Origin of the sequence: Catenibacterium sp. (assembly GCF_052354645.1) — a bacterium.
Taxonomy (GTDB): domain Bacteria; phylum Bacillota_I; class Bacilli_A; order Erysipelotrichales; family Coprobacillaceae; genus Catenibacterium; species Catenibacterium mitsuoka_A.
Genome location: NZ_DAWDDM010000082.1, coordinates 1 through 7,634, shown reverse-complemented (window position 1 = coordinate 7,634; position 7,634 = coordinate 1). Strand labels below are relative to the sequence as shown.

5 protein-coding genes are annotated in these 7,634 nt (G+C 33.6%); all 5 read left to right on the top strand.

The features are described 5' to 3' along the window. Window positions 1-1,821, top strand: a 1,821-nt coding sequence (gene typA / locus ACT8VG_RS05175) for a translational GTPase TypA (RefSeq protein WP_444195335.1), incomplete at its 5' end; no start/stop codon positions are given. 45 nt (window positions 1,822-1,866) lie between these two features. Beyond that, on the top strand, window positions 1,867-2,754 hold the full coding sequence (locus ACT8VG_RS05170) for a hypothetical protein (RefSeq protein WP_444195334.1): 888 nt from the start codon (window positions 1,867-1,869) through the stop codon (window positions 2,752-2,754). 88 nt (window positions 2,755-2,842) lie between these two features. Next, the gene (locus tag ACT8VG_RS05165) at window positions 2,843-3,061 is read left to right on the top strand and encodes a DUF6465 family protein (protein WP_022425172.1); all 219 of its coding nucleotides are present in this window, start codon (window positions 2,843-2,845) and stop codon (window positions 3,059-3,061) included. Between the two features lie 393 nt (window positions 3,062-3,454). Continuing rightward, entirely contained in the window at window positions 3,455-6,475 is a 3,021-nt protein-coding gene (locus tag ACT8VG_RS05160; protein ID WP_444195333.1) for an Ig-like domain-containing protein, read from the top strand. A gap of 11 nt (window positions 6,476-6,486) precedes the next feature. Beyond that, a complete protein-coding gene (locus ACT8VG_RS05155) occupies window positions 6,487-7,542 on the top strand; it encodes a hypothetical protein (RefSeq protein ID WP_432266580.1) in 1,056 nt (351 codons plus the stop codon). The last annotated feature ends 92 nt before the right edge of the window (window positions 7,543-7,634 follow it).

Here is a 7,634-nt window from a genome sequence, read left to right as displayed (position 1 = left end):
ATTAGAAATATAGCGATTATTGCTCACGTTGACCATGGTAAAACAACATTGGTTGACCAGCTTATTAAGAAATCTGGAACACTTGAAGCACACGAAGAACTAGCTGAACGTGCTATGGATAGTAACGCTTTAGAAAGAGAACGTGGTATTACTATTTTAGCAAAGAATACAGCTATTCATTATAAAGACTATAAGATCAACATCATGGATACACCAGGCCATGCTGACTTTGGTGGAGAAGTAGAACGTATCATGCACATGGTGGATGGTGTTTTACTTGTTGTTGATGCTTATGAAGGTACAATGCCTCAGACTCGTTTCGTATTAAAGAAGGCATTAGCTGCTCATGTTAAACCTATCGTTGTTATCAACAAGGTTGACCGTCCAGTTGTAAGAATTCAGGAAGTTATGGATGAAGTTCTTGAATTATTTATGGAATTAGGTGCTGATGATAATCAGCTTGATTTCCCAACTGTTTTCGTTTCAGCATTAAATGGTACAAGCTCATTAGATCCTGATATTAGTACTCAGGTTCCTAATATGGACTGTTTATTTGATATGATTATCAATGAAATTCCTGCACCAGCAGTAGATGTTGAAGGTGGTTTACAGTTACAGCCAGCTTTATTAGACTACAATGATTATGTAGGAAGAATTGGTATTGGTAGAATCCAGAGAGGTTCTATTAAAGTAAATGAAAATGTTGTATGTTTAAGAGCAGATGGTTCTAAGACACAGTTCCGTGTTCAGAAGTTATTCAGTTATTTAGGTATGCATAGATTTGAAGTAGAAGAAGCAAGTGCTGGTGATATCGTGGCTGTTGCAGGTTTAGCTGACATTGGTGTTGGTGAAACAATCTGTGAACCAAGCTGTGAAGAAGCATTACCATTACTTCATGTAGATGAACCAACAATCCAGATGATCTTTGGTACAAACACTTCACCATTTGCTGGTCAGGATGGTAAGTTTGTGACTGCATCTAAGATTGAAGAACGTTTATTCAAAGAAACAAACAAGGATGTATCTTTAAAAGTAGAACGTATTCAGAATAAAGAAGAATGGATGGTAAGTGGTCGTGGTGAATTACACTTATCTATCTTAATTGAAACAATGAGAAGAGAAGGATATGAATTACAGGTATCTAGACCTCATGTTATCTTAAAGGAAATCGATGGTGTGACATGTGAACCATATGAAGATGTAGAAATTGAAGCACCAGATGATTGTATTGGTTCAGTTATTGAATCATTAGGTTTAAGAAGAGGTATCATGGAAAACATGGATTCTATGGATGGTATGACTAAGGTTCATTACATCGTACCTTCTAGAGGTTTAATTGGTTTCATGACTAACTTCTTAACAATGACTAAGGGTTATGGTATTATTAACCACTCATTCTTAGAATATCGCCCATTAGAAGGTGAAGCAGTAGGTGAAAGACAGTTAGGTGTTCTTATCTCTATTGAAACAGGACAGACTACTGCTTATGCACTTGGTGGTGTAGAAAGCCGTGGTGTAATGTTTGTTGGTCCTGGTGTAGATGTATACGAAGGTATGATTGTTGGGGAACATGCAAAGGACAATGACTTAGTAGTAAACGTTACTAAGGGTAAACAGCAGACAAATACACGTTCATCTACAAAAGATACTACAGTAGTATTAAAGAGACCTAGACACTTCAACCTAGAAGCTTGTCTTGACTATATTAATGAAGATGAATTAGTAGAAGTCACTCCAAACAATATCCGTTTAAGAAAGAAATATCTTTCTGAACTTGATCGTAAGAGAGCTTATAGAGCTAAAAATTCAGCATCAGAATAAGGGGAGTAATGAGAATTACTCTCTCTTTTTTTAAAGGAGTATGTTATGAAGATTAAAGAACTCACAACTATTGGTTTTAAACCAACCCCTAAAAAAGATTATTATTACTATATTCAAGATCATTTCTATCTTTTATTACAGGTATTACCTCATCATAAAATAGCTTTATTATTGACTACAGAAGATAGTAAGCATCAAAGAGATATACTAGAACAACTCTTTATTAAAAGAGATGATGTAGAACGTATATATTCTAATGAGAAAGGTGCTGGACTTGTATTATCTAAGCGCATTAAAAAAGAAGAGTTAGAGAATATTATCTTAACACTCAAGAAAGAAATTAATCAGTCACCACAATGTCATCACTGTCATCAAAGCAAACCATTAAATGTCTATTTATTAGATGATGAAATAGATATATTATGTTCAGACTGTTTTGAAAAGCATGAACGTATTACCAAACACACTGCTTCACCACTTGGAATACTTGGTGCTTTTATTGGTGCAGTCATTGGAGGTATTATATGGGCTTTTGGTTATAACCTTGGTTATATCATCTGTCTAGATGCCATACTATTATCATTGCTTAGCTTTATTGGATATAAGAAGCTAGGACACTATATTGATCAAAAGGCAAAGATTATTATTCCTTTAATAGATATTCTTGTATTATTCTTTGCACAATATGCTTCATGTGCATTCTCTGTTCAGACAGCCTTTAAACGTATTGGTACATCAAGTGTTTCATTTATTCAGGCATTAGTTGTTGTACCAGGTATGATGTTTGATTCAAATCTGATAGGATTACTTCTTGTTTATTTACTTTATGGTCTTATTTTGATGATCATTACTTTGGTTATTTTGTTTATATATGACAAGCGTAAAAACAGTTACTATTTTACATATAAATGTATAAATGGTGAAAATAGTTGATATTTTCAAGAAAAAATGGTTGATTGTAAAAGGAAAAGTGTTATATTAAAGGTGGTTTTTATCATACTAGGAAATGGAGGATATAAACATGAAAACAAAAATTGAAGTACAGTTCATGAATAAAGATGTTAATGTGTCTGATATCGAAAAATTAGTTAAAGAAGATATCAAAGCTAACGGAATCAAGCTTAACACTCTTGAAACTTTAGAAGTTTACTATAAACCTGAAGATAGCGCAGTATATTATGTAGCGACTACAAAAGATAAGAAGGTTTATGGTGTAAACAACGATCCATTACATATTTAATGTGAAAGAGGCCTTTATAAGGCCTTTTTTGTTGCTTGATATATAATAAGAAAAAAGAGAGCAGATACGCTTATGAATTATAATGATTTATATTTCATAATTTCCATCGTGTTACAGCTTCTTATTTTCTTTTAATTAAGAAGACAATCAAAAAGTCTCATGATTTTACTCATGAGTTTCTTGATTACTGTACTTTGTATCTTGTTTTTCTATTGTAGTGTAACGTATAAAACACTAGTCTCTTTTGGTATGCTAGTGGTTGTATTTCTTATGTTCCTATGGAATGTAAATTATCGCTTCAGAAAGATTCTAAAATGAGAGATTATCTCTCATTTTTTTTACGTAAAGAATTATGTTATAATGATGTTGTAGAAAAAAACAAGGAGGCAGACTATGAAGAAGGTAATAGGAATCCTGGCTGCTGCATTAATATTAAGTGGCTGTGGATCATCATCTGATAATCATGAGATTAAGAATACTTCTTTCATGAAAGAAGGAAAGAATAGTTTATATGCTCTTTATAATACTAAGGGGCAGCGTTATACCAAAGATATGTATAAGACATATACACCTTTTGAAGGTGGATATTTAGTGACTAATGAGAGTGATCAGACTGGTTATATTTCTAATACAGGTAAAACAATTATTAAACCAGGACGTTATACAAGCTTAAAGACACAGGGTAATATGCTTGTAGGTGAATCTCAGCCACAGACTGGACTTTATTTAAGTGCATCTTCTCTTAATATGACAGAAAACACTTTAACACAGGTATTTGCGAATGATGCTGTTGTATGGTCTACAAATGATAATGATGTCATTGATATTAATCAGGAAGGCTATGTTTATGCAAAACATGCAGGTACTGCAACACTTACTGCAACTAAAGATAATGCATCAGTGACTTGTGTGATTAAGGTAGAAGCATTACATCCATATCTTTCTCAGGAATCTTTAGATGTATATACATCAGAACCTGCTACACTTACAGTGAATGATTTTGGTGCACGTACAATTGAATGGAAGTCTAAGGATCCTAAGATTGCGACAGTAGACAATGGTGTCATTCAGGGATTAAAGCCTGGTAAGACTACAATAATCGCAAAAGTAGGGGATGATACTTTAAAGTGTAAGATTAAAGTAAAACGTAAGACTTTAAAGATTTCTCAAAATGAAGCAACACTTTATACAGGTGAAGAAGGTCAGTATGGCATTGAAAATGCATATCCTGATATTAAGTGGGAAACAAGTAATGCGAATGTAGTGACTGTTGCTGATGGACATATCTGGGCTATTAATCCAGGTAAAGCGACTATCAAGGCAACAAGTAATGGTCAGACAGTTAAATCTAAGGTGACTGTAAAGAAGCGAACACAAAGACTTGATCAGACTAAGGTGACTCTTTTAACTGAACAGAAGGTTGTATTAAATGTATTAGATAAGAAGAATCCAGAAGAAGTTGTACAATGGAGTTCTAATAAGAAAAAGATTGCTTCAGTCAATGAATTTGGTGAAGTAACAGGTTTAAAGAAGGGTAAAGCTGTTATTACTGCAAAGGTAGGCAAGAAGAAATATAAGGCTGCTATTACAGTAAAGAAGAGACAGATTAAGATTAATCCTTCTAAGACTACTATTGAAAAGGATCAGCATATCTTCTTACAGGTATTAAATAAGAAGGATGAAGATCAGGCAGTATGGACTACAAGTAATGATCAGGTTGTCATTGTAGCACCGGATACTGGAGAGATTGCAGGTGTAAAACCTGGTAAGGCTACTATTACTGTTCAGGCTGGTAATCAAAAAGCTAAGGCTAAAATTACTGTTAAGGCTAAGCCTCTTTCTTTAAGTGAAACTAAGATTGAGATGGATGAAGAATCTGATTATGGTCTTTCTATTAACAACTATGAAAATCAGAAGGTTAAATGGACAACTTCTGATAAGACAATTGCGACTGTAGATAATGGTGCAATTCATGCAAATAAAGCAGGAAAAGTGACTATTACTGCAACGATTGATAAGAAGGATTATACATGTGATGTTACAGTTCATAAGCTTATTAAAGTGATTGATCAGAAGGAAATGACTGTTATTAAAGGTGGACAGGGTCAGCTTTCTGTGACTAATGTAAATCCTGAAGAGGTTAAATGGGATTCAAGCGATTTAAATATTGCGACTGTAGAAAATGGTACTGTATATGGTATAAGAACAGGTAAAGTAACTATTACTGCAACTGTAGGTAAGAAGAAGCATACAAGTGAAGTAACTGTTATAAGAAATCCGGAAACAGAAACTAAAACAAGAGCAGCAGATATTTCTTTAGGTGGTATTGAAGTACTTAATACAAAGGGTAAGGTTCTTTATAAATCATCTACTAAGAGTGGTTTATTAAAGACTGATTTACCTGTTATCGTAAAGGGTAAGACTTATAAGGTTGTAAATAATGGAAAGACTCTATATGCTGGTAAGAAGAAGGTTTATTATGCTTCTAGCATTGATGATGCGTCTATTGTAGGTTTTGAAGATTCTATTAATGTTTATTTCAAAAATGGTAAGAAGTCTTCTATTAAGGAAGTAGGTAATTATTCTATTCTTGCATCACGTAAGAATCAGGCTATTTTATATGATGCAGATAACCAGAATACATTAGCTGTAATTGGTACTAAGATTTATTCAAATGATTATGCATTAACAGGTGCACAGATTACAGACAAAAACAATATCGTATTAACTGCAGATGATACTGTCAGTCTTTATAGAAATGGAGAGATTGTTCCTACAAACTCTAACTTTAAAGACAATACACATTTCATTTCTAGAAATAAGAAGATTGCCTATGGACCTCATACAGTTTATAACGGTAAGAAGACAAGTGAATTAAAGAATGTACAGGTTTATCCATATGCACATGAATTAACAGTGTCTCGTTATCCAGGCTTTGTAAAGGGCAAAGGCTATGCTTATTATGACTTCAATGGTAAGAAGGTCAGTCCTTATTATCAGGAAGCCAATCAGTATGATGAAAACAAGTGTGCTATTGTACAGCTTAAAAACGGTAAGTATGAATTAATTAATGCGGAAGGTGAAAATGTATTAAAATCATCATATCCACGTTTAGAATTCATCGGCAATTCATATTATGCAGCATATAATAAGAATGGCCAATTTAAGGTCTATGACTGTAATGGAAAAGAAGCACTTTCAGATGTTTATACAAAGATTCCTGAAAAGGCAGCAATTGTCTTTGATGGACATCCATATCTCGCATTAGAAAAGAATGGACGTTCTTATATCTATGATGTAGATAATGATATGAAGGAAATTTACTCTATTGAAAAAGAAATCGTTCTTCATGATGAAGGCTATTTCACAATTGGAGATCAATACTATACTCTTACAGGTCAGAAGATCAAATAAGGGGGAATTCTATGGCAATTTTACTCGCAACTTTATTAACGTTTGTTGGATTGATGTTAATATTCCAGCTGATTTACTTTGAAATCAGCCGTAAACGTGCATTAAGAGTGAATAACTTAGTGTGGTTTGAACAATTCAATCGTCCTTTCAACTATACAGGAACAGCAAGCATGGTTGTATTATGTATTATCTGTTATATGATTGGTGGTACAGATGCACCATTCATGTCAGCACAGTGGTTCTTAGAACTCATTATCTTTGTGGCATGTGGTGTGATTGCGGATGCAATCGTACAATTTATTATCATTAAGTATGGTAAGTTCAGATGTCGTCAGCAGATTCAATCAGCTACACATTTAATGAAAGAAATTGAAGAATTAAAACGTGGAGATGAAGAAGACTATGGTTATGAAGTCTCTGCACCACTTTATGATGAAGTAGCTATTACTAAGAACTATGTTCATCCAGAAGATCATTTAGCTTTTATGACGGTGGATAAAGGACAGTTTGTAAAGGATTATAAAGATTATCCTGCCGCAACATTTGATATTGAACCTTATACTGAAACAAGTGAAGTAGAAGCAACTCTAGAAGGATTACCTGTTAAGGCAACTAAATTGACAGAATCTAACCTGCTTCCATTTAAGGATGAACGTATCGATGTATTAATGGATCAATTCTCTAACTATGATAAGAATGAAGTATTACGTGTACTTAAACCAAATGGTACTTTCATTGTGAATCAGAATGGTAGTGAAAACCTTCATGAATTCTTATCTATGTATATGCCTTTTAAGATGAGAGGTGTATGGGATATGAACAGCTGTGCAATGACTCTTGCTGAAGCAGGATTTGAAGTTGTAGAAACTAAGGAAGACAAAGGATACATTCGTTTCCATAATCTTCGTCAAATACAGACTTACTTCCGTAAGGTGGCTCCAGAAGTGGCTGAAAATGTCGCACAATATAAGAGCTTCTATATGAATGCATTAGATCAGATTAAACAGAATACATATTTCCAGTTGACAACATATCGTTTCTTAGTTGTCGCAAAGAAGAATTTCTAATAGGCTTTCTTAATTGAAAGCCTTTTTTAATAGGGGGTTTATATGAATACATATGAGCATAAAAATGATGTAAAAAATAGTGTTGTAAGAGT

Bases quoted from the DNA above. Each gene is read 5' to 3' on its own strand.
- ACT8VG_RS05155 (WP_432266580.1), top strand. From the start codon at position 6,487: ATGGCAATTTTACTCGCAACTTTATTAACGTTTGTTGGATTGATGTTA.
- ACT8VG_RS05170 (WP_444195334.1), top strand. From the start codon at position 1,867: ATGAAGATTAAAGAACTCACAACTATTGGTTTTAAACCAACCCCTAAA.
- ACT8VG_RS05165 (WP_022425172.1), top strand. From the start codon at position 2,843: ATGAAAACAAAAATTGAAGTACAGTTCATGAATAAAGATGTTAATGTG.
- ACT8VG_RS05160 (WP_444195333.1), top strand. From the start codon at position 3,455: ATGAAGAAGGTAATAGGAATCCTGGCTGCTGCATTAATATTAAGTGGC.